This is a genomic window from Mesorhizobium sp. YM1C-6-2 (genome assembly GCF_003666685.1).
Lineage (GTDB): Bacteria > Pseudomonadota > Alphaproteobacteria > Rhizobiales > Rhizobiaceae > Mesorhizobium_K.
Map to the genome: position 1 here is coordinate 161,801 of NZ_RCIZ01000001.1, position 21,651 is coordinate 183,451.

At 66.6% G+C, this 21,651-nt stretch carries 19 protein-coding genes; 4 read left to right on the forward strand and 15 right to left on the reverse strand.

Annotated features, from left to right (window positions below):
* Position 1: 1 nt before the first annotated feature.
* Together D8676_RS00790 and D8676_RS00795 are read right to left on the reverse strand one after the other, a co-directional pair.
* Positions 2 to 1,654 (reverse strand): MFS transporter, encoded by a 1,653-nt coding sequence (locus D8676_RS00790; protein ID WP_121578938.1) that lies wholly within the window; start codon positions 1,652 to 1,654, stop codon positions 2 to 4.
* A gap of 151 nt (positions 1,655 to 1,805) precedes the next feature.
* Positions 1,806 to 3,680 (reverse strand): hypothetical protein, encoded by a 1,875-nt coding sequence (locus tag D8676_RS00795; protein WP_147448123.1) that lies wholly within the window; start codon positions 3,678 to 3,680, stop codon positions 1,806 to 1,808.
* A 219-nt stretch (positions 3,681 to 3,899) separates the two neighbouring features.
* Between D8676_RS00795 and D8676_RS00800 the strand changes: the two genes are divergently transcribed.
* Positions 3,900 to 4,373 (forward strand): VOC family protein, encoded by a 474-nt coding sequence (locus D8676_RS00800; RefSeq protein ID WP_183096979.1) that lies wholly within the window; start codon positions 3,900 to 3,902, stop codon positions 4,371 to 4,373.
* A 115-nt stretch (positions 4,374 to 4,488) separates the two neighbouring features.
* On the opposite strand, the gene rpsA is transcribed toward D8676_RS00800, so the two are convergent.
* The 10 genes from rpsA to D8676_RS00850 all read right to left on the reverse strand — a co-directional run bounded on the left by rpsA (position 4,489) and on the right by D8676_RS00850 (position 16,015).
* Entirely contained in the window at positions 4,489 to 6,189 is a 1,701-nt protein-coding gene (rpsA, locus tag D8676_RS00805; protein ID WP_121578941.1) for a 30S ribosomal protein S1, read from the reverse strand.
* 200 nt (positions 6,190 to 6,389) lie between these two features.
* Positions 6,390 to 7,040: a (d)CMP kinase gene (cmk, locus tag D8676_RS00810; protein WP_121578942.1), complete on the reverse strand. Its 651-nt coding sequence runs from the start codon at positions 7,038 to 7,040 to the stop codon at positions 6,390 to 6,392.
* 133 nt (positions 7,041 to 7,173) lie between these two features.
* Positions 7,174 to 8,757: an FGGY-family carbohydrate kinase gene (locus tag D8676_RS00815; RefSeq protein ID WP_210210685.1), complete on the reverse strand. Its 1,584-nt coding sequence runs from the start codon at positions 8,755 to 8,757 to the stop codon at positions 7,174 to 7,176.
* Positions 8,757 to 9,452 (reverse strand): HAD family hydrolase, encoded by a 696-nt coding sequence (locus D8676_RS00820; RefSeq protein WP_121578943.1) that lies wholly within the window; start codon positions 9,450 to 9,452, stop codon positions 8,757 to 8,759. The genes D8676_RS00815 and D8676_RS00820 overlap by 1 nt, the downstream gene beginning before the upstream one ends.
* 30 nt (positions 9,453 to 9,482) lie before the next feature.
* A complete protein-coding gene (locus D8676_RS00825) occupies positions 9,483 to 10,955 on the reverse strand; it encodes a mannitol dehydrogenase family protein (protein WP_121578944.1) in 1,473 nt (490 codons plus the stop codon).
* A 15-nt stretch (positions 10,956 to 10,970) separates the two neighbouring features.
* Positions 10,971 to 11,741: an L-iditol 2-dehydrogenase gene (locus D8676_RS00830; RefSeq protein WP_121578945.1), complete on the reverse strand. Its 771-nt coding sequence runs from the start codon at positions 11,739 to 11,741 to the stop codon at positions 10,971 to 10,973.
* Entirely contained in the window at positions 11,738 to 12,739 is a 1,002-nt protein-coding gene (locus D8676_RS00835) for an ABC transporter ATP-binding protein (RefSeq protein WP_121578946.1), read from the reverse strand. The genes D8676_RS00830 and D8676_RS00835 overlap by 4 nt, the downstream gene beginning before the upstream one ends.
* Before the next feature lie 28 nt (positions 12,740 to 12,767).
* A complete protein-coding gene (locus D8676_RS00840; protein WP_121578947.1) occupies positions 12,768 to 13,592 on the reverse strand; it encodes a carbohydrate ABC transporter permease in 825 nt (274 codons plus the stop codon).
* Positions 13,593 to 13,601: 9 nt separating this feature from the next.
* A complete protein-coding gene (locus D8676_RS00845) occupies positions 13,602 to 14,474 on the reverse strand; it encodes a sugar ABC transporter permease (RefSeq protein ID WP_121578948.1) in 873 nt (290 codons plus the stop codon).
* Between the two features lie 230 nt (positions 14,475 to 14,704).
* Positions 14,705 to 16,015: a sugar ABC transporter substrate-binding protein gene (locus D8676_RS00850; protein ID WP_121578949.1), complete on the reverse strand. Its 1,311-nt coding sequence runs from the start codon at positions 16,013 to 16,015 to the stop codon at positions 14,705 to 14,707.
* A 650-nt stretch (positions 16,016 to 16,665) separates the two neighbouring features.
* Between D8676_RS00850 and D8676_RS00855 the strand changes: the two genes are divergently transcribed.
* A complete protein-coding gene (locus D8676_RS00855) occupies positions 16,666 to 18,300 on the forward strand; it encodes an adenylate/guanylate cyclase domain-containing protein (RefSeq protein WP_245426579.1) in 1,635 nt (544 codons plus the stop codon).
* A 65-nt stretch (positions 18,301 to 18,365) separates the two neighbouring features.
* Positions 18,366 to 19,067 (forward strand): hypothetical protein, encoded by a 702-nt coding sequence (locus D8676_RS00860; protein WP_121578951.1) that lies wholly within the window; start codon positions 18,366 to 18,368, stop codon positions 19,065 to 19,067.
* Between the two features lie 9 nt (positions 19,068 to 19,076).
* Here D8676_RS00860 and D8676_RS00865 read toward each other — a convergent pair whose 3' ends face one another.
* On the reverse strand, positions 19,077 to 19,979 hold the full coding sequence (locus D8676_RS00865) for a LysR substrate-binding domain-containing protein (protein ID WP_245426508.1): 903 nt from the start codon (positions 19,977 to 19,979) through the stop codon (positions 19,077 to 19,079).
* A 104-nt stretch (positions 19,980 to 20,083) separates the two neighbouring features.
* Between D8676_RS00865 and D8676_RS00870 the strand changes: the two genes are divergently transcribed.
* The gene (locus D8676_RS00870) at positions 20,084 to 20,272 is read left to right on the forward strand and encodes a hypothetical protein (RefSeq protein WP_121578953.1); all 189 of its coding nucleotides are present in this window, start codon (positions 20,084 to 20,086) and stop codon (positions 20,270 to 20,272) included.
* A gap of 6 nt (positions 20,273 to 20,278) precedes the next feature.
* On the opposite strand, the gene D8676_RS00875 is transcribed toward D8676_RS00870, so the two are convergent.
* Together D8676_RS00875 and D8676_RS26950 are read right to left on the reverse strand one after the other, a co-directional pair.
* A complete protein-coding gene (locus tag D8676_RS00875; protein WP_121578954.1) occupies positions 20,279 to 21,244 on the reverse strand; it encodes a sugar-binding transcriptional regulator in 966 nt (321 codons plus the stop codon).
* A 189-nt stretch (positions 21,245 to 21,433) separates the two neighbouring features.
* Complete coding sequence (locus D8676_RS26950; protein ID WP_147448124.1) at positions 21,434 to 21,631, reverse strand: hypothetical protein; 198 nt, start codon at positions 21,629 to 21,631, stop codon at positions 21,434 to 21,436.
* Positions 21,632 to 21,651 lie beyond the last annotated feature (20 nt).

Below are 21,651 nucleotides of genomic sequence, written 5' to 3' on the forward strand. Positions count from 1 at the left end.
GCTATGACGAGCCGTGGATGTCCACCATCGGCTTGAGCTGGTCCTGCGAGGCTGCCCAATCGGTCGGCCGCTCGATCATGCGGCGCACCTTGGGCGGCTCGGCGCCGCTGTGCAGCGCCACCAGCTTGTCCCGCACCACCGCATCGGCATGGGTCATGCGAAGATTGTGGCGGACATATTCGTGCCAGGTCGGCGTATGGTAGCTCTCGACCCAGATTTCGGGGTTCTCGAGGTCGCGCGCCAGCGTCCATTGCCGCGCGCCGTCGCGCCTGCGGATGCGCCGCCGCTCCACCATCACGTCGAGGAAATCATGCAGGTCGGCCTCGCGGATTACGTATTCGATCGAGATCACGATCGGGCCCGAGCGGGCCTTCAGGTCGAGCGCGACGCTCGGCTCGCGCCAGCGGTTCAACGGATCGAGGTTGAGGTCGGCCTGTTCCGGCAGCCGGATGACGAAGCCTATCGCCGCGCCGACCAGCATGAGCGCGGCCGAGGCCATCAGCGCCTCTGCCGGGCCGTAATTCTCGGCGACCACGCCCCAGATCCAGCTGCCCAGCGCCATGCCGCCGAAGGTCGCCATCTGGTAGAGCGACATGGCGCGGCCGACCACCCAGCGCGGCGTCGAGAGCTGCACCGTCACGTTGAACATGGCGAGCGTCAACACCCAGCTCGCGCCGCCGATCATCAGCCCGATGCAGCTCAGCCAGGCGGTGGTCGAGAGCGCCTGGACGATCGCCGAGACGGCGAAGGCGACGAAACCGATGCGCGCGATCCACTCGTTGGAGATGACGCCGCGCAGCCGGCCGCCGAGGAAGGCGCCGCCGATCGCGCCGACGCCATAGGCGCCGAGCAGGACGCCGTAGAGCAGCGGGCCGCCATGGATGATGTCGCGCGCCACCAGCGGCAGCAGCGCCAGCGTCGAGATCGCGGTCAGGCCGAAGACGAAGCCGCGCAGCAGCACCTTCTCGATGTTGGGCGACATGGCGACGTAGCGAAGGCCGGCCGAGATGGCGAGCCCGAGCGACTCGCGCGGCAGGGTCGAGGCCGGCGTCTCGAGCTTCCAGCGGAACAGGACGAAGATCAGCGCGATGTAGCTGACCGCATTGGCGGCGAAGGCGGCTGCCGCCCCCGCCGCGGCGACAATGGCGCCGCCGATCGCAGGGCCGACGCTGCGCGTCAGGTTGAAGCTCATCGAGTTCAGCGCCACCGCCGCCGGTACCTGGTCGCGGGTCACCATGTCGCCGACCGCCGCCTGCCATGACGGGTTGTGCAGCGCTGTGCCGCAGCCGATCAGGAAGGTGAAGGCAAGCAGCAGCCATGGCGTCATCACGTCGGCATAGGCGGCCAGCGCCAGCCCTACCGAGACGACGAGCATGAAGCACTGCGCGACCAGCATCACCGAGCGGCGGTTGAAATTGTCGGCCAGCGCGCCGGACACCAGCGAGAACAGCATGATCGGCAGCGTCGTCGAGGCCTGGACCAGCGCGACGAGATCGGCCGAGTCGGAGATCGACGTCATCATCCAGGCCGCGCCGACGCCCTGGATCAAAGAGCCCAGGTTCGAGGCGAGCGTGGCGAACCAGACATTGCGGAAGACGCCGGATTCGAAGGGCGCCAGGGCGCCGGGGCGGGCGGGAATGGGCTGATCAGGCATGCCGTTGTGACCGGCGTCGGACTCTTGGCTTGAAGAACGAAAACTTCGGTTGGCCGGCGGCGCCGCCGGCCGGTTCGGGATCCGAAACCCTTATTCCAGTTACCGAGGCATCCTGCAATGTCTCACGATCGGACTTGCCAGCGTCCGCATCCTACCCTGCCGTCCCGGGTGACGTCGGACAGGGGGCATCGCCATAGCCGTAGAGCCGCAGTCCGGACCCGGCATCCGCCGGACATTTGCGCAGCCATGGCGGCGGTACACCCTTCATCAACGATGCGGCAAAGGGATAACGGGCCTCAATCGGCTGCGGAAACGAAGCCTGCCAAGCACAGACTGCGACCATGTTGGCCCGCGACTGGTCAAGGAAGACGCGAGGGTCATCCTTGCCAGGATCGAGGAAGCGGGCGACGCGCTCTATGCCGCGCGCTGCAGGATGATGCGGCGTCGCCACCACGGCCGGATGTTGCTCCGCCGCCAGCAACCGGACACCTAGGACCGGCGGCGCCAGCACAACCGCGCCCTGCGGCCAGTCATAGGACGGCATGGGCGCCAGTGGCCCGCAACCGGCGTCGGCGACGGTGATTACCGTGGAGGCCGCCGTCACCGGTGGAACGGCGAGGTGATAGGCTGCGAGGAGCATTGCAAGCGCCGCGCCTGGCGCCGAAAGCACGAGCCTTTGCCACGGCGCATCGGGAAGCGCGCACTCCAGTCGCAAGCGGTTGGCCAGGCTCGGCGGCAGGAGCGCAGCCACGACCAGCGGCAGGCCCAGTCCGGAAAAGAACGGCACGTAGCGCAGATAGCGGAAGTAGAACAGCGCCTGCACGACGGCGAGCACGGAAAACAGTGCTATCGCCACCGTCGCGCGGTCGCGGCGTCCCGTCAGGCAAAGCGCCGCCGGCGCGAGCGCGCCGATGAACAGCACGGCCAGTGAGGGCAGGCTGCCCGAGAGGACGAGATCGCCGCGTTCGAGAAAACTCTTCTCCTGGCCTATCGCGGCCAGGAAATAGTCCCTGTAGTGCGCTTCGAGCACGGCGTAGGGCCCGCCGAGGCATTGCGGGAAAAGCGAGATCGTGACGCCGAGCGCTGCGGCGGTCAGAAGGCCGAGCGCGACGGCCTGCGCGGCCCATCCCCTCAGTGGCGCAAGCGCGGGCAGCGCCGCAAACACCGCGCCGGCCAGCCCGAGCGCAAGGGCGAAGGGCGCCGAATAGGTGTCGCAGCGGGCGATCCCGTAATTTTCCGGCGGCACGATAGCGACGAACAGCACGGCGGCGGCGCCCAGCATGCCGCCGCCGAACCACGCCATGTTCTCGGTCCCGCCCGCGCGGCCCGCTATATAGTCGAAAGCATAGAAACTCATCAGCAAAGCGTGAAAGGCAGCGAATTCGGGACTGATCGCGGTCGCAAGCGCAACGGCAACGCCATTGCCGAAGGCCGCTCCACGCCCGCCTTTCAGCAACAGCACGAGCCCCGCGAGCAGTAGCAGGACCTGCAGATTATGGTAGTCGATCCTGCCCGGCGCGAACTCAGCAAAACCCGGCAGGGCGACGAGAACCGCAAATGGCAGCGCACTGGTCCGGTCACGAAAGCCGACCGCGCCGACCAGTCGGGCGTAACAGAAGAAGGCCGGAACGAGCAGCAGCAGCGGCACCGCGAAGACGGCGGCCGAAAGCGCCCGCTCCGGCCCTAAGAAAACGCCCAGGAGCGCGGCGACCAGCGCATAGGGAAGGTCGACGATCCAGGGCCAGTGGCTGACATAGGGCTCGGGCTGGAGAATGTCGGGGAGCGACCGGTCGAAGATCGCACCCGTGGCAAGGAAGCTGCGTATCTCGTGCAGCTTCAGGAGATCGTCGGCGTCGCCGTTCATGGGGCGGCCCAGCCAATGGCCGTAGGCCAGGTAGAACGCCAGCGCCAACAGGGTGAGCACAGGCACGATGTGCCGCGACGCTGACGCATGGGCGTCCGTCACGGGCAGTTCGCCGTACCGTCCCGCCGCGTCCTGCACCATGTACCAAGCATAACCGGACAAGTTTGCATCATCGTAAACGAGCTGCCCCCCAACGCGCCGCAACCCAAAAATAAAAAAGACCCGCTGGATCGCTCAAGGAAGTCTTCGACGGAGTCGGGAATCGCTGTCGCCGAACGTCTTCATCATAGCGGCGGCAATCGCCGCCGGAACGTTGCCGGACGCCGGCGCATTGGAACGGCGGCAGGAAACCAACCCCAAGCGAAAGGACAGGACATGACCATTGCCAAGAACACGATCTGCCTGTGGTACGACAAGGATGCCGAGGACGCCGCGCGCTTCTATGCGGAGACCTTTCCCGACAGCGAGGTGAAGGCCGTCCACCGGGCGCCCGGCGACTATCCGAGCGGCAAGCAGGGCGACGTGCTGACCGTGGACTTCACCGTCTGCGGCATTCCCTGCATCGGCCTCAATGGCGGCACGATGTTCAAGCACTCGGAAGCCTTTTCCTTCCAGATCGCCACCGACGACCAGGCGGAAACCGACCGCTACTGGAACGCCATCGTCGGCAATGGCGGCAAGGAAAGCGAGTGCGGCTGGTGCAAGGACAAATGGGGTCTCTCCTGGCAGATCACGCCGCGCACCCTGACCGACGCGATGGCGGCCGGCGGCGCCGAAGCCAAACGCGCCTTCGACGCCATGATGAAGATGCAGAAGATCGACGTCGCCAAGATAGACGCGGCGCGGCGGGGCTGAGCCTCGCCCGCTGACGCGGGGCCCTGGAATGCAAAACCCCGCCGGCGAGATTGCCGGCGGGGTTTTTTCATGTCTGGCTGTATGCGGACAGGCAGGCCCGTCCGCACGGAGCGGCTTAGTTGCCGCCCTGCTTCTTCAGCGCGGCGCCGAGGATGTCGCCGAGCGAAGCGCCGGAGTCGGTCGAGCCGTACTGGGCGACCGCTTCCTTTTCTTCGGCGATTTCCAGCGCCTTGATCGACACCGTGAGCTTGCGCGTCTTCTTGTCGAAGGCGATGACGCGGGCATCGACCTTCTGGCCGACGGTGAAGCGCTCGGGGCGCTGCTCGTCACGGTCGCGGCTGAGATCGGACCGCTTGATGAAGGTCTCGATGCCGTGATCGACCAGCCGCACTTCAAGACCGCCGTCCTTGATGCCGATGACCTCGCAGGTCACGACCGCGTTCTTGCGCAGCTCGCCGGAACCGGCAGCCTCGCCGACGGAATCGCGCGCCATCTGCTTGATGCCGAGCGAGATGCGCTCTTTCTCGACGTCGACGTCGAGAACCTGCGCCTTGACCATGTCGCCGCGGTTGTACTCCTCGATGACCTGCTCGCCCGGACGGTTCCAGTCGAGGTCGGAGAGGTGCACCATGCCGTCGACATCGCCTTCCAGGCCGATGAACAGGCCGAACTCGGTCTTGTTCTTGACCTCGCCCTCGACCACCGCGCCGACCGGATGGTTGCGCTTGAAGGCTTCCCACGGGTTTTCAAGCGTCTGCTTGAGGCCCAGCGAGATACGACGCTTGGCCGGATCGACCTCGAGCACGACCACGTCGACCTGCTGCGTGGTCGACAGGATCTTGCCGGGGTGCACGTTCTTCTTCGTCCACGACATTTCCGAAACGTGGATGAGGCCCTCGATGCCCGGCTCCAGCTCGACGAACGCGCCGTAGTCGGTGATGTTGGTGACCGTGCCGGTGATCTTCTTGCCGATCGGGAACTTGGTGCCGATGTCGCCCCAAGGATCCGCCTCGAGCTGCTTCATGCCGAGCGAGATGCGGTGCGTCTCCTGGTTGATGCGGATGATCTGCACCTTGACCGTCTGGCCGATGTTGAGGATCTCGGTCGGATGGTTGACGCGACGCCATGCCATGTCGGTGACATGGAGCAGGCCGTCGATGCCGCCGAGGTCGACGAACGCACCGTAGTCGGTGATGTTCTTGACCACGCCCTCGACCACCTGACCCTCTTCGAGGTTCTGGACGATCTCCGAGCGCTGCTCGGCACGCGACTCTTCGAGCACGGTGCGGCGCGACACGACGATGTTGCCGCGGCGGCGATCCATCTTGAGGATCTCGAAGGGCTGCGGGTTGTGCATGAGCGGGGTGACGTCGCGGATCGGACGGATGTCGACCTGTGAGCGCGGCAGGAAGGCCACGGCGCCGTCGAGATCGACGGTGAAGCCGCCCTTGACCTGGTTGAAGATGACGCCTTCGACGCGCTCACCCTTGGAGAACTTCTCCTCGAGCTTGACCCAGCTCTCTTCGCGGCGGGCCTTGTCGCGCGACAGCATGGCTTCGCCAAGCGCGTTCTCGATGCGCTCGACATAGACCTCGACGGTGTCGCCGACCTTGAGGGTGGAGTCCTTGCCCTTGGCGCCGAATTCCTTGAGCGGGACGCGGCCTTCGACCTTGAGGCCGACGTCGATGATGGCCATGTCCTTTTCGATGGCCGTGACCGTACCCCTGACGACCTGGCCTTCTCCCGAATGACCGTCCGAGAAGGACTCTTCGAGAAGCGACGCGAAATCGTCGCGGGTTGGATTTGCTGCAGACATATTTTCTCCTGGAGGCCCCGCATTGCGGAGCAGGCGCCGTGGTTAGCGTTGCGATGGCCTGCCGGCGTTCCGGGCTAGGAGCCCTCTGCCGCTTTCGCGGCGGTATCGGCGCAAGAGAATGCTGACAGGCTGGTTCGGTATTTTCTCGGCCCGATATGGGTATCTTCACCGCTTCCGGCAACCGGAAGCCAATTCCCGTCTCAGGCTTCGTTCCGCTTGGCGAGGACTTCATCTACGATGGTCCGCGCCGCCTGGAACGCGGCTTCTATAGACATTTCCGAGGTATCGAGCAAGTGCGCGTCGGCGGCCGGCCGGAGCGGCGAGTCGGCGCGGCCCATGTCGCGCTCGTCGCGCCTGACGATGTCGGCGAGGATCTCGGCAAGGTCGGCGTGGCCGCCCCGCCCCTCGATGTCGCGCAGGCGGCGGCCTGCGCGCACCTCGGCGCTCGCGGTCACGTAGAGCTTCACATCGGCCTCCGGGCAGACCACCGTGCCGATGTCGCGGCCGTCGAGCACGGCGCCGCCGGGCTGGGTTGCGAAGGCGCGCTGCTTGTCGACCAGTATCTTGCGCACCGTCGGGAACACCGCGACCTTGGAGGCGGCTTCGCCGACCTCATGCGCCGACAGCGCCTCGCGGTCGAGGTTCCTGAGGTCGACCTGGCGCGCGGCGGTCTCGGCGGCCGAGACGTTGTCGAGCGGCAGGCCGTGGATGAGCAGCGCGCGGCCGACCGCCCGGTAGGTCAGCCCGGTATCGAGATGCGGCAGGTGGTAATAATCCGCCAGGCGGCGCGCCAGCGTGCCTTTTCCGGAGGCTGCGGGACCGTCGATGGCGATGCTGAGGGAATGGGTCATGCGGCTCGTTCAAATGGATCGGCGCGGCCCGCGCAAGGGGGTTCGACGCGGTTGCTCACGAAATGCCCGGACTATCGCGCCCGCACGGACACGCCTCGCGCCCATGCAGATCTCCTGCGGGCGCGAATCCATCCTAGGCGATTTCGTCCAGCGCCCGCCGCTGGCGGTGCATTTCCAGGAAGATGCGGTAGTCGCGGTCGAAGCGCGCCCGGGCCGCCGGGTTCGGCCGCCGCTCGCGCACCGGCTGGCGCATGCCGGCGCAGGCGCCGGCGAGGTCCGGGTAAAGGCCGGCGCCGGTCGCCGCGAGCGCCGCAGTCCCAGTCAGCACCGCCTCGTCGGCCAGCGGCTCGACCACCATGCAGCCGACGGCATCGGCGTAGAGTTCCATCAGCAGCGGGTTCTTGGTGTGGCCGCCGGTCACATGCAGCGTGTCGATGACGAAACCGCCGGCGTTGAGGGTGTCGAGTATGTGGCGGACGCCGAGCGCAATGCCCACGGCGGTGCGCCAGTAGAGGCGGCACAGGCTGTCGAAGGAGGCGTCGAGGGTGAGCCCGCTGACGACGCCGAGCGCATGCGGGTCGGCGAGCGGCGAGCGGTTGCCGTGGAAATCGGGCAGGACATGCAGCCGCCCGGCGAGGTCGAGCCCTTCCTCGGCCCTCAGCGCCATGATCCGTTCGGCGATCTCGCGGTGGCGGTCCGGCGTCGGCTCGCCGCCGGCGCCATGCAGGCGGATCACGTGATCGAGCAGCGCGCCGGTCGCCGACTGGCCGCCCTCGGCTATCCAGCAGCCCGGCAAGGCCGCGCCGTAATAAGGTCCCCAGCCGCCGGCGAACGGCCGCTCGTCGGGCGACATCGCCATCACGCAGCTCGACGTCCCGGCGATCAGCGCGAGGTGCCGGTTGAGTTCGGCCGGCTCGCCGGCGAAGCCGCCCAGCGTGCCCAGCGCCCCGGCATAGGCGTCGATGACGCCGGTCGCCACTCGGCATTGTTCGGTCAGTCCAAGCTCCGCCGCGGCTTGGCGGGTCAGCGGGCCGAGATCGGAGCCGACCGCGTTCGCCTTGGACGGCAGGCCGCCGCGCTCGATGATGTCCTCAAGCCCGACCCTGGCGAAGAAATCGCCCTGCCAGCCTGGGCTCTCATGCGCCAGATATGTCCATTTGCAGGTCAGCGTGCATTGCGAGCGGGCCGTCGAGCCCGACGCGCGGTAGGTCAGGTAATCGGCGAGGTCGAACATGTAGCCAGCTTTGTTCCAGCTTTCCGGCAGGCGGCGCTTCAGCCACATCAGCTTCGGCGTCGCCATCTCGGGCGACATCACGCCGCCGAGATAATCGAGCACGCGGTGGCCGCTTTCAGTGCATTCGTCGGCCTCGGCCAGCGCCCGGTGGTCGAGCCAGACGATCGTGTCCCAGCGCGTCTCGCCGGTCGACGAGACGCTGACCTGGCCGCCGTCCGTGCCGCGCACCACGATCGAGCAGGTGGCGTCGAAGCTGATGCCGGCGACGCTGTCCTTGGCGACGCCCGCCTTCGCCAGCGCGTTCCTCACGGCATGGCAGGCGGCCTGCCAGATATCCTCCGAATCGTGCTCGGCGTGGTCGGCCTTCGGCCTGTGCATCAGGATCGGGTGTTCGGCCCGCCCGAACACCTTGCCCGACCGGTCGAAGATCCCGGCGCGCGCGCTTCCCGTCCCGACATCGACGGCGCAGACATATTTTTCCATCAGTCGGCTCGCCGGCCCGTCCGGATCGGTCGCTCGCCAAGCAGCTCGGGCAGGCGCGCCATGTCTGAGAAGATCAGCTCGGGCCGCAACCGCGCGAGCGCCGTTTCCAGCCCCGCCGCCTCGGCATGCGCGCCGCCGGTGAAGGCGAAGGCGCGCATGCCCGCGCGCCTCGCCGCATCGATCCCTGCCGGACTGTCCTCCACGACGACGCAATCCTCCGCTCGGACGCCCATCTCCTCGGCGGCATGCAGGAAGAGGTCGGGCGCCGGCTTGCCTCTCGCCACCATCGAGGCACTGTATATATGCGGCTCCAGCATTTCCAGCAGGCCGGTGAGCGACAGCGAAAGCCGTATCCGTTCCGGGCTGCTCGACGACGCCACGCAGCGCCCGGTCTTCAGCCGTGACAGCGCCTCGGCCACGCCGGGCATGGGTTTCAGCTCGGCGCGGAAGCGCCGGAATGTCTCGGCCCTGATGCCGTCGAGCTCCGTCATGGAAAGCGCGAGCGCATAATCCTTGCGCAGCAGCTTCTCCACCGCCGCCATGCTGCGGCCGAGGAAGAGCCTGTAGCCGTCGCCGTCGGCGATCTCGGCGCCGGCCTGGCGCACCAGCTCGGTCAGCACGCCGACCGAGATGACCTCGCTGTCGACCAGCACGCCGTCGCAATCGAAGATGACGAGTTTTGGCGCACGCGGCATCGTTTTCTGCTCGCCGCCGCTCCCTCGCGTTCAGGCGGCCACGTACCGCTCCAGCGTGGCGCGCGCACCGCCCTGCCAGAGCGATTTGAGATGCCGGCCGAAGGCCTCGGCGAAAACGGCGCTCTTGCCGACCGCGCCATAGATGTCGGCCATGCCGAGCCAGGCCGCGGGATCGTCCTTCGCGGCCTTCGCCGTCGCCGTCATGCGTTCCCAGTTCGGGTCGTTCGGCTCGATCGCCGCGCCGCTGTCGGTCGTTCCGAAGCAGTAGCGGCACCACAGCGCCGACTCCAGCGCCAGCCCCTCGATCCCCTTGCCCGCCTTCAGCCGGTCGGCAATGGTCGGGATGATGAATTTCGGCTGCCGGTTGGAGCCGTCGAGGCAGAGCCTGCGGATGGTGTCACCGATCTTCGGGTTCAGGCAGCGCTCCTCCACCTTGCGGAAATAGGCATCGAGATCGGTGCCGGGGACCGGCGGGACGACGGGGATGATCTCGTCGCGCTCGACCTTCTGCAGGAAGGCGCGCACCAGCGGATTCTCCATGCCCTCATGGACAAAATGGATGTCCATGAGCCCCGACGGATAGGCGATGATGGCATGGCCGCCGTTGAGGATGCGGATCTTCATCATCTCCCACGGCGTAACGTCGGCGACGAATTCCGCGCCGACCTCCTCGAAGGCTGGCCGTCCCGCAGGGAAATTGTCCTCGACGACCCACTGGATGAAGTCCTCGCAGAACACCGGCCAGGCGTCTTCGATCCCGAACGTGTCGCGCGTGATCGCGCGCTCGCGGTCGGAGGTCGCCGTGGCGATGCGGTCGACCATCGCGTTCGGGAAGGCGACGTTGCCGCGCACCCACTGTGCGAAACCGGGGTCCTGCGCCTCGGCCAGCCCCGCGACCGCGTCGCGGCAGACCTTGCCGTTATGGGGGACATTGTCGCACGACATGACGGTGAACGGCTGGATGCCGGCGGCCCGGCGTGCCTTCAGCCCGGCGAGCATCAGCCCGAACACGGTCTTGGGATCGTCGGGATTGCTGGCGTCGGCGAGGATGGCCGGATGCTCCGGATCGAAGCTGCCGGTCGCCGGGTTCACGAAATAACCGCCCTCGGTGACAGTGAGCGAGACGATGCGTATGGCCGGATCGGCGAGCGCTTCGACGATCGCGCGCCCGTCCATCGGCGGCAGGAAATCTGCCATGACGCCGGTGACGCGCGCCTCGGATTTTTCCGCCGACTGCTCGACCACCGTCGACAGCCAGTCCTGTCCCGCCAGCGCGTCGCGCATCTTGATGTCGTAAGGCGTGACGCCGGCGCCCAGGATCGCGAAATCGCGATCCCTGCCGGCGTTCATCAGCCTGTCGAGATAGACTTGGAGATGCGCGCGGTGGAAATTGCCGACGCCGAAATGCAGGATGCCGGCGCGCAGGTCGCGGCGGCCGTAGCGCGGCACGGCGACATTCGTCTGCAGCTTGCCCAGATCGGCGAGGGAGAGTTTTACGGTCATCGCACTTGTGTCCTCTCAACTCATCCAGTTGCCGCCGTCGACATTGTAGGTCTGCGCCACCACGTAGTCGGCCTCGGCGCTGGCGAGGAAAACCGCCATGCCGGTAAGATCCTCGGGCGTTCCCATCCGCCCGTAGGGCACGGCGGCGCCGACCTGCCGTTTCTTCTCGCCGGGCTGCAGCCCTTCATATCTGGCGAACAGCGCGTCGACGCCGTCCCAGTGCTCGCCATCGACGACGCCGGGTGCGATGGCGTTGACGTTGATGCGGTGCTTGATGAGGTCGAGGCCGGCCGACTGGGTGAGCGAGATGACGGCGGCCTTGGTGGAGCAGTAGACCGCCACCAGGGCCTCGCCCCGACGCCCGGCCTGGCTCGCCATGTTGATGATCTTGCCTCCCTTGCCCCCGGAGATCATCGACCTGGCCGCGGCCTGCAGCGTGAAGAGACAGCCCGCGACGTTGACGGAAAACAGCTTCTCGTAGCTCGCGCGCGTGATCTCGACGATGGGCGCCGCATCGAACAGCGCTGCGTTGTTCACGAGTATGTCGAGCCCGCCGGCCTTCGCCTCGACAGTCTTCATCGCGGCGTCGATCGATGCCTGCTCGGTGACGTCGAGCTTGACCGCATAGGCGGCCGCGCCGATCCCGCTTGCCGTCTTTTCGGCGGCTTCGAGATTGATGTCGCCGATAGCGACCGTCGCGCCCTCGCGGACATAGGCTTCGGCGAAGGCCTTGCCGATGCCGCGCGCGGCCCCGGTGATCAGCGCCGATTTCCCCGCAAGTCTCATTTCAGCGCCTGCCCGTCCGGCCCGAAGCGATGGACCTTCGTCGCGTCCGGCGTCAGGAAGATGGTGTCGCCGTGATGCGCGCCGATGTCGCCGCCGGCGCGCACCGTCAGCGGCCCGACCCCGTCCGAATGCACATGCAGGAACGTGTCGGACCCCAGATGTTCGGCAACCCCGACCGTCGCTTTCCATTCTCCTGCCGTCGTGGACGCGGAAAGATGCTCCGGCCGGATGCCGATCGTCTTCGCGCCGTGCCTGGCGGCGGTCTCGCCTTCGATCAGGTTCATCCTGGGCGAGCCGATGAAGCCCGCCACGAAGAGGTTCCGCGGCGAACGGTACAGCTCCAGCGGCGAGCCGACCTGCTCGATGTTGCCGGCATTGAGCACGACGATCTTGTCGGCCATGGTCATCGCCTCGACCTGGTCGTGCGTGACGTAGATCATCGTGGTCTTGAGCTGGTTGTGCAGTTCGGAAATCTCCAGCCGCATGGTGCCGCGCAGCGCCGCGTCGAGGTTCGAGAGCGGTTCGTCGAACAGGAAGGCCGAGGGCTGGCGCACGATGGCGCGGCCGATGGCGACGCGCTGGCGCTGGCCGCCCGAGAGCTGGCCCGGCCGCCGCTCCAGGTAGTTGGTGAGGTTCAGCACGCGCGCCGCCTCGGCGACCTTCCTGTCGATCGTCTCCTTGCTCTCGCCCGCCATTTTCAGCGGAAAGGCGATGTTCTTCGCCACCGTCATGTGCGGATAGAGCGCGTAGGACTGGAACACCATCGCCAGCTTGCGCCTGGCCGGCGCCTCGCCGGTGACGTCGCGCCCGTCGATCGAGATGGTGCCGCCGCTGGTGTCCTCCAGGCCCGCGATCAGCCTCAGCAGCGTGGACTTGCCGCAGCCCGACGGGCCGACGAAGACGACGAACTCGCCATCCTCGATCTCGAGGTCGATATCGGGGATGATCGTCGTCGCCCCGAATGATTTCGACACGTTCCTGAGCGTTATCTGGCCCATCTTTGCCTCCCGGTGTTCCTGTCGCCGCTCACTTGACCGCGCCGAACGTCAATCCGCGCACCAGCTGCTTCTGCGAGAACCAGCCCATGATCAGGATCGGCGCGATGGCGAGCGTCGAGGCTGCCGACAGCTTCGCCCAGAAAAGCCCCTGCGGGCTCGAGAACGAGCTGATGAAGGCGGTCAGCGGCGCGGCTTCCGTCGTCGTCAGGCGGATCGTCCAGAACGCCTCGTTCCAGGCGAGGATGATGTTGAGCAGCATCGTCGAGGCGATGCCCGGCACCGCCATCGGGGTGAGCACGTACCAGATCTCGCCCCACAGCGAGGCGCCGTCCATGCGCGCGGCTTCGAGGATCTCGCCCGGGATTTCGCGGAAATAGGTGTAGAGCATCCACACCACGATAGGCAGATTGATCAGCATCAGCATGATCGTGAGGCCGATGCGGCTGTCGAGCAGCCCGGTGTCGCGGAAGATCAGGTAGATCGGGAACAGCACCGCCACCGCGGGCATCATCTTGGTGGAGAGCATCCACATCAGGATGTCCTTCGTCCTGCGCGTCGGCGAGAACGCCATCGACCACGCGGCAGGGATCGCCACGGCGAGGGCGAGGATGGTCGAGCCGACCGACAGGATCACCGAGTTCAGGAAGAACTTGAAATAGTTGCTCTGCGCCTGGACCTCGACGTAGCTCTCCAGCGTGCCCGACGGGATCAGGTTGAAGCCGGCGATCGCCTCCGTCTCCGACTTGAACGAGGTGATGATCGTGTAGAGGATCGGGAAGAAGATCAGGAAGGCGACAACCCAGGCGGCGATGGTTGCGACCGCCTTGTGCTGCGTGGTGACTGCGCGGGCCATGGCGTCCTCCTACTTGTCCAAGTTCTTGCCGACCGCGCGCATCACGAAGAAGGCGACGATGTTGGCGAGGATGACGGCGATGATGCCGCCGGCGGAGGCCTGGCCGATTTTGAATTCGAGCAGGGCTTTCTGGTAGACGAGGAACGGCAGGTTGGTCGACGCGAAGCCGGGGCCGCCATTGGTGGTGACCAGGATCTCGGCATAGACCGCGAGCAGGAAGATCGTCTGGATCAGGATGACGACGGTGATGGCGCGCGACATGTGCGGCAGCGTCAGGTACCAGAAGCGCGCGAGGAAACCGGCGCCGTCCATTTCGGCGGCCTCCTTCTGCTCGCCATCGAGCGACTGCAGCGACGTCAGCAGGATCAGCGTCGCAAAAGGCAGCCATTGCCAGGCGACGATGAGGATGATCGAAAACAGCGGGTAGTGCGCGAACCAGTCGACCGGCTGCACGCCAAGGAAACGGGCGATGTCGGCGAAGACGCCGTAGCCCGGATGCATGATCATGTTCTTCCACACCAGCGCCGCCACCGGCGGCATGACGAAGAAGGGCGAAATGACGAGGATGCGGACGATGCCCTGGCCCCAGATCGGCTGGTCGAGCAGCAGCGCGAGCAGGATGCCGAGGATCACGGTGATCGCCAGCACGCAGACCACGATCAGCAGCGTGTTGATGATCGACTGGATGAAGGCAGGGTTCGACCAGAACAGCGCGTAGTTGGCGAAACCGACGAAGCCGTCGCGGATCGGGTTGAGCGGATTGTACTGCTGGAACGAGAACCAGAGGGTGAAGGCCAGCGGAACGATCATCCAGACGAGCAGCAGGATCACGGACGGGGCCATCATCATGCGCGCCAGCGATCGGGTCTGTTGAGTAGCCATCGTTTCCTCTCCGGTTTCTGTGAACCGCTGAACGTGGTCTCATCTGCGCCTGCGGCGCAACGGTTCCCGGCAGCACCGGGCAAGGCGGCGGCCTCCCGAACGTGGCGGACGGGCGGGCCTGGCTGATTGAAGACGTTTCGCTATCCCGGGTCAGGCCGGCGAGATATCGGGCCTGGAAGGTGGCCGCCCGGCAGGGACACCGGACGGCCAAGGCACCGGGAGGATGCCTTTTACTGTATGTAGCCGCCCTCGGTCATTGCCGCGGTCGCGGCGTCCTGCGCCTGCTTCAGTGCGTCATCCACGGAGGACTGGCCGGCGAGCGCCGCCGAGAAGAGCTGCCCAACCGTCGTGCCGAGCCCCTGGAATTCGGGGATCGCCACGAACTGCACGCCGACATAGGGCACCGGCTTGACGGTCGGCTTGGTCGGATCGGCCGAATTGATCGAGTCCAGCGTCATCTTCGCGAAGGGCGCCGCCTTCTGGTACTCGGGATTGTTGTAGAGCGAGGTACGGGTTCCCGGAGGAACGTTGGCCCAGCCTTCCTTCGAGGCGACGAGGTCCAGATAGGCCTTGCTGGTCGCCCAGGAAACGAACTTCTGCGCGGCGTCCGCCTTCTGCGTGCCTGCCGGAATGGCCAGCGACCAGGCCCACAGCCAGTTGCCGCGCTTGCCGAGGCCGGTATCGGGAGCGAGCGCATAGGCGACCTTGTCGGCGACGGTGCTATCCTTCGGGTTCGACACGAAGGACGCCGCCACGGTTGCGTCGATCCACATGCCGCACTTGCCCTGCTGGAACAGCGCCAGATTCTCGTTGAAGCCGTTGGAGGAAGCACCGGACGGGCCGGCATCCTTCATCAGGTCGACGTAGAATTGCAGCGTGTTCTTCCACTCGGGCTGGTCGAACTGCGGCTTCCAGTTCTCGTCGAACCAGCGCGCGCCGAAGGAGTTCGACATGGCGGTCAGGAAGGCCATGTTCTCGCCCCAGCCGGCCTTGCCGCGCAGGCAGATGCCGTTGACGTCGGGGTTGTCCGCCTTGATCTTGCGGGCGGCCTCGGCGACGAAGTCCCAGGTCGGCGCGTCGGGCATGGTCAGGCCCGATTTCTCGAACAGGTCCTTGCGGTACATGATGAAGGAAGACTCGCCGTAGAACGGCGCGGCATAGAGCTTGCCGTCGACCGACAGGCCGCCGGCGATCGCCGGGATGATGTCGGCGGCGTCGTAGTCGGCGCCGAGATTGTCGAGCGGCAGGAGCCACTGCTGCTTTGCCCAGATCGGCACTTCGTAGGTGCCGATCGTCATCACGTCGTACTGGCCGCCCTTGGTGGCGATGTCGGTCGTGACGCGCTCGCGCAGCACGTTCTCCTCGAGCGTCACCCAGTTGAGCTCGATATCCGGATTCTTGGTGGTGAAATCATCCGTCAGCTTCTGCATGCGGATCATGTCGCCGTTGTTGACGGTGGCGATGGTGATGGTCTCGGCGTGCGCGGCGAAGGCAAGCGCGCTGGCGGAGCACAGGCTCAGAACGAGCGTTTTGAGTTTCATCCAGAATTCCTCCCTTGGAACCAAGTGAGCATTTGCCTTGGTCATGAGCAATTATTCGATTACGGAGAGAATGTGTCAAGACGGATTCCATGCTGCGCTGCAGCAGCAAGGGTTCCGGCTGGCAGTTGCGAGGCGAGGGACCGGCATGCGAGGCAGCCGCGTTAAGGCTAGGCTCAAATCTTCCAAAACACACCGGAAGTCGCCGGAGCAGGCGGGGTTTCCAGCAAAGGCGTCGGTTTTCCGGCACCGCGCCCTCGTTGTGAACAAATTCCGGGGTTTCCCAGGCAGCTTTCCCGGCAAGCCCTTGTTCCGGCTCGGTAGTTCCCGGTGCGAATACGGGCCTCGCGAAAATCTATCCACCTGTGACGCACTGCGGTGCAGGCTATGCCGTCGACCACCCGGGTCGCGTGGTCCTGCTTCGGTGGACACAGCGTTTCGCTGCCGCCCATTGAAGCCGGCCCGCCGGACTGCCAATTTGCATCAGGATCGAAAAAGGGCGCGCGCGCCGCATGACCTCAGTTTCCCCGCCCGCCCCCACCAGCCCCATCCCGGACGGCCCTATCCCGGCCAGCCCCGCTGTCGCTCCGGGCCGCAGCCAGGCGCGAGAACGGCATTTCCGGACCGCGCGCCTCGTCTCCGGCCTGGTGCTGATGCTCTTCGTGGCCATGCACCTCGCCAATGTGGCGCTGAACCTGGTCTCGATCGACACGGCGGATGCCGGCCTCGAATGGCTGACCGAGCCATGGCGGATCCTTCCGGCGAAGATCCTCCTCTATGGCGCGGCAACGGTGCATATCGTGCTGGTGCTGCGCACGCTCTACCTCAGGCGCACGCTGAAGATGCCGGGCAAGGAAGCGGCGCAGGTGCTGCTCGGCCTTCTGATCCCTCTCCTGATCGCCGAGCACGTCATCGGCGTCCACGTCTACAGGGCGATCACCGGCCTGGATGTCGACTACGAATTCGTGGCCCGCGCGCTCTGGATCGATTCTCCCGCGACCGGCGTGAAGCAGGTCTTCGCGCTGCTGGTGATCTGGGCGCATGGCTGCCTCGGCCTGCATTTCTGGCTGCGCTACCGCGATTGGTACCCGACTGCTGCGCCTTTCCTATTGATCGGCGCGGTGCTCGTCCCGGTCCTCGGGCTTCTCGGTTTCGCCGAAGCCGGCAAGGTCGTGCTGGCGCAGCCGACACCGCCGACGCCGGACGCCATCATGGCCGAGCGGCTTGCCACCGTGTACCTCACCAAGACCGCCTTCCTGAACCTCGCCTACGCCGTTGCAATCGGCGCCGTCGCGGCGACCCTTGCCCTGCGCGGCCTGCGGCAGGCGATCGCGCGGCGCAACCTGATCGAGGTCCGCTACGAAAGCGGCCAAGTCGTGCGTGTGCCCAGGGGCTCCAGCGTGCTCGAGGCGAGCCGAATCGGCGGGATTCCGCATTATGCTGTCTGCGGCGGCCGCGGCCGCTGCTCGACCTGCCGCGTCAGGGTGACGGCGGGCAGCGAGGCGCTGCCGCCACCGGCCCCGCTGGAGCGCGCAACGCTTTCGCGCATTCATGCCGATCCGAGCGTACGGCTGGCCTGCCAGCTCCGGCCGACCGCGCCGCTCACCGTGCTGCCGCTGCTCGTCGCCGACCGCGAACGTCTGCTGCCGGCAGGCGCCGGGCGGGCGAGGCCGGGCCGCGAGCAGGACATCGCGGTGCTTTTCTGCGATATCCGCGGTTTCACCGCGCTCGCCGATCATCGCCTGCCCTACGACATCGTCTTCCTGCTCAACCGCTATTTCGCCATCGTCGGCACCGCGGTGGAGAAGTCGGGCGGACGGCTCGACAAGTTCATCGGCGACGGCGCCATGGCGCTGTTCGGGCTGGACACGTCGACGGCCGAGGCCTGCCGCCAGGCGCTTGCCGCCTCGGCGGCGATCCTGGCCGAACTCGACCGGCTGAGCGAGGAACTCGCCGCCGAACTTCCCGCACCGCTCAAGGTCGCGATCGGCATCCATGCCGGGCCGACGATCGTCGGCGCCATGGGCTATGGCGACACAATGCATGTGACCGCCATTGGCGACACGGTGAATGTCGCCAGCCGGCTGGAATCGGCGGCCAAGGAATTCAACGCGGCGATCGTGGTGTCCGACACCGTGGTGGCGCTCTCCGGCCTCGACCTCAGCGACTACGAGGCGCGCGAGATCGCCATCCGCGGCAGCGCCAGGCCGCTGCATGTGCGCGTCGTACCGCAGGACGCGGCCCTCGGCTCGGGCTTCGCCGAGGCGGCCACGCAGTCCGCGGCGTAAGCCAACTGGATCGCCGGGCCAAAGGCACATAAGCTTCGCCGCGAGAGAGCGACGCGGAGAGGCCATTGTTTCGCAACATCGATTTCACTTCATGGCAAAGCCTGCTGGTGACGTTGATCGGCCTTGCTCTCTTCACGCTGATCAGCATCGGCATCCGCCTGCTGATGATGGTCACCATCCAGCAGCGGCGCGAGCGGGCAAACCGCCAGATCAACGAACGCCTGAAGACGCTGATCGCGGCCTACAAGGTGCTGGGTGGCTCGTTCACCGGCAATCTCACCGTCGATCCCAGGCATCTCAGCCAGATGCGACGCCCGCCGGCGGACGCGGAGGAAGGCGCCCAACCCGACGATGAAGACGCCGGGAACCTGACCGGCTTCGACCGCCCGCGGCGCATCCGCGACGCGGTCGAGGCGGCACTGTCGGACATCATCCTGCTCGGCACGGAGGAGCAGGTCCGGCTTGCCGAGCGCGCCGTGACCGAACTGGTCGCCGGACGTCCCGTGCACACGCACGAGCTTGTCGTCTCGCTGCGCGGCTTCATCCGCGAGGCGCTCGATCTGGCGCCGATCCCGCCTGACCTGGCGATCCCGATGCAGGGGCCGGCGCGCCCGTCCGGCTCGGGCGGCCGTGGCAAGAGCGAGCGCGGCGGGCAGGGCGGGGGCCGCGGCGGAGGAGGCGGCGGCGGGATGGGAGGTGGAATGGGCGGCGGAATGGGAATGGGGAGCGGCGCGGCCGACCAGTCGTCTGCCGATCAAAACCCGTGACGCGGCCGCTCAGGCCACCATGCCCGTCGACGCGCCGATCTCCTTCAGCAGCCAGTCCCGAAACGCCCTGATCTTCGGCACGTTGCGGCGCGCCTGCTGATAGACCAGCCAATAGGCGTGGCCGTCATTGCCGACGATGTCGAAAGGCTGGATCAGGCTGCCATTGTCGAGTTCCGCGGTGAACAGCTCCCGGGTCAGGATGCCGACGCCGACGCCGGCGACGGCAGCGCGCCCCTCGAAGGCCTGCGAGTTGAGCTGGCTGCGCGTCCTCGCCGCGAGGTTCTCGCGCGCGTCGATGCCGGCGAGGTCGAACCACATCGCCCACCAGGGATCGCCGGCATCGACGATCGGCAGCCTCAGCAGATCGGCCGGTTCCCTGACGCCGCCGATCGTGGCGGCCAGCGAGGGGCTGAGCATCGGCGTGAAATCGGCCATGAACAGGCGGTGCGAGGCGAGCCCCGGCCACTCGCCCTTGCCTCCCGTCCTGATGCCGACATCGATGTTGTCCTGCGCGAGGTCGACCACGCGGTCCGACGTTTCCAGCCTGACGGCGATCGCCGGATGGGCGATCTGGAAGGAACCCAGACGCAACGCCAGCCAGTTGGCGGCGAAGGTCGGGATCGTGCTGATCGACAGCGTCCCCTGGCCGCCGGTGCGCGCCTGCTCATAGCTCTCGGCGAGGATGCGCAGCGCTTCCGAGGCGCCGGCGGCGAGCGCGCGGCCGGTTTCGGTGAGTTCGACCTGACGCGCCTTGCGGGTGAAGAGCGGCTGGCCGACGCGGTCCTCCAGCACCTTGATCTGGTAGCTGACCGCGGCCTGGGTCATCGCCAACTCCTCGGCGGCACGGGTGAAGGAGGACAGCCGCGCGGCAGCCTCGAAGGCACGGATGGCGGCGAGCGGCGGCAGGTTCATGCATAAGTCCTCCTTATGCATCCTATGCAAGGTTCGATTGGCCGGCAAGGCCGCGCCGGCTCATATGTAACGCAACGAGATCGACCCCTTCGAGGATGACGACCATGCGTTACCTTCGCGCCGGAAAGACCATTCGCTCCATCGCCAACGTCTTGCACCGCAAGCGTTTCCATCTCGACGAGATGTCCGACTATATGCGCCGCGACATCGGCTTGGCAGACGGCGGCCTGGCGGAGGCCGACGCCCGCCTGCGCCGCCTCGACCTGCTCACGCTGACGCCGCGCGCGTCATAAGCCTGCTTAGGCAGCGGCTCCGAGCAACGCCGCGGCGGTCCGCTCGTCGGTGATGAGCCCGTTGACCAGCCGGCGGGTGACGGCGGCGAGAATGCCGGGCAGCTTGTTCTCGCCCATGGCGAGCGCGATCACCAGTGAGCGCTCGCGCGACGGCAGCGGCGCCGAAGCCACCCGGTCGTTGGTGACGCCCTCGATCTGCCGGCCGTCGCGGTCGAACACCCAGCCGACGATCTCGGCGACACCGCCCGCCTTCTGCAGCGCCTTGAGTTCGGCCTCGGTGACGAAGCCGTCCTCGTAGAGCGGCGCTTTCGGGCCGAGATCGCCTATGCCGACGAAGGTGACGTCGGCCTGTGCTGCGAGCGCCAGCGTCGGCTGGATCATCGGCTGGCTGAGCAGCATGGCGCGCTCCTCCGCCGAGGACGAGATGACCGGCAGCGGCATCGGAAAGGCGCGCGCCTTGATACGGTCGGCCATGGTGAAGATGACGTTGTAGAAGGCGGCCGAGCCGTCCGGCGCGATGTTGCCGGTGAGCGAGACGATCTTGTGCTGCGGGCAGTCCATCGGCGGCAGTTGCTCGATCGCCGCCTTCAGCGTGCGGCCGGTGCCGATCGCCATCACTATGGGCGTTTCGGAGCGGAGCCGGCGTTCGATCTCTGCCGCGGCCGCTTCGGCGATGCCGATCGTGGTGGAGGTCGAAGTCGGGTCGGTCGGCACCACCTCGACCAGGTCCAGCGCGAATCGCGACCTGAGCTTCGCCGCCAGCTCGAGGCAATTGGCGATCGGATGGTCGACGCGGACCTTGATCAGCCCCTCCGACACGGCAAGCGACACCAGCCGCTGCGCCGTCTGCCTGGAGATGCCGAGCTTCGCTGCGATCTGGTCTTGCGTGTTGCCGGCGACGTAATAGAGCCAGCCGGCGCGCGCCGCGTCGTCGAGCCTCGGATTCGTGGCGGTTTCCTGCCGAATGTTCATTTGCCTGTCCCAAGCTCCGGCCTCGGCCGAAGGCGCGGCACTGTCGCAGGGAATGACGCATTGTGCAATTGTCGACTTGGCTGGGCGAATATTCGCTGGCGGCGCCAAATGCGCTTGAGGCAATTGCCGAAGCCGCGCGCCCGCATTTTTCGAGAATCGCGGCGAAAACGCCGGAAAGGTGGATAGATTTCATTGACTGCCCAAATGTGCTCCGAAATCCGCCTGCGATCCCAATGGCTTGGCGGCATCGGCCTTCGCCAGCACCCAGAATTTGTTCACAAGGATCGCCAGGCAGGCGGATCGGGACGGATTTCTTCGCCAAATCGCCAAAAGATCCGGAAAACTGGCCTGACCGGACTGGAAGCCCAAGGCGGCGGGCTGCGCCAAAATTGAGATTCGATTTTCCG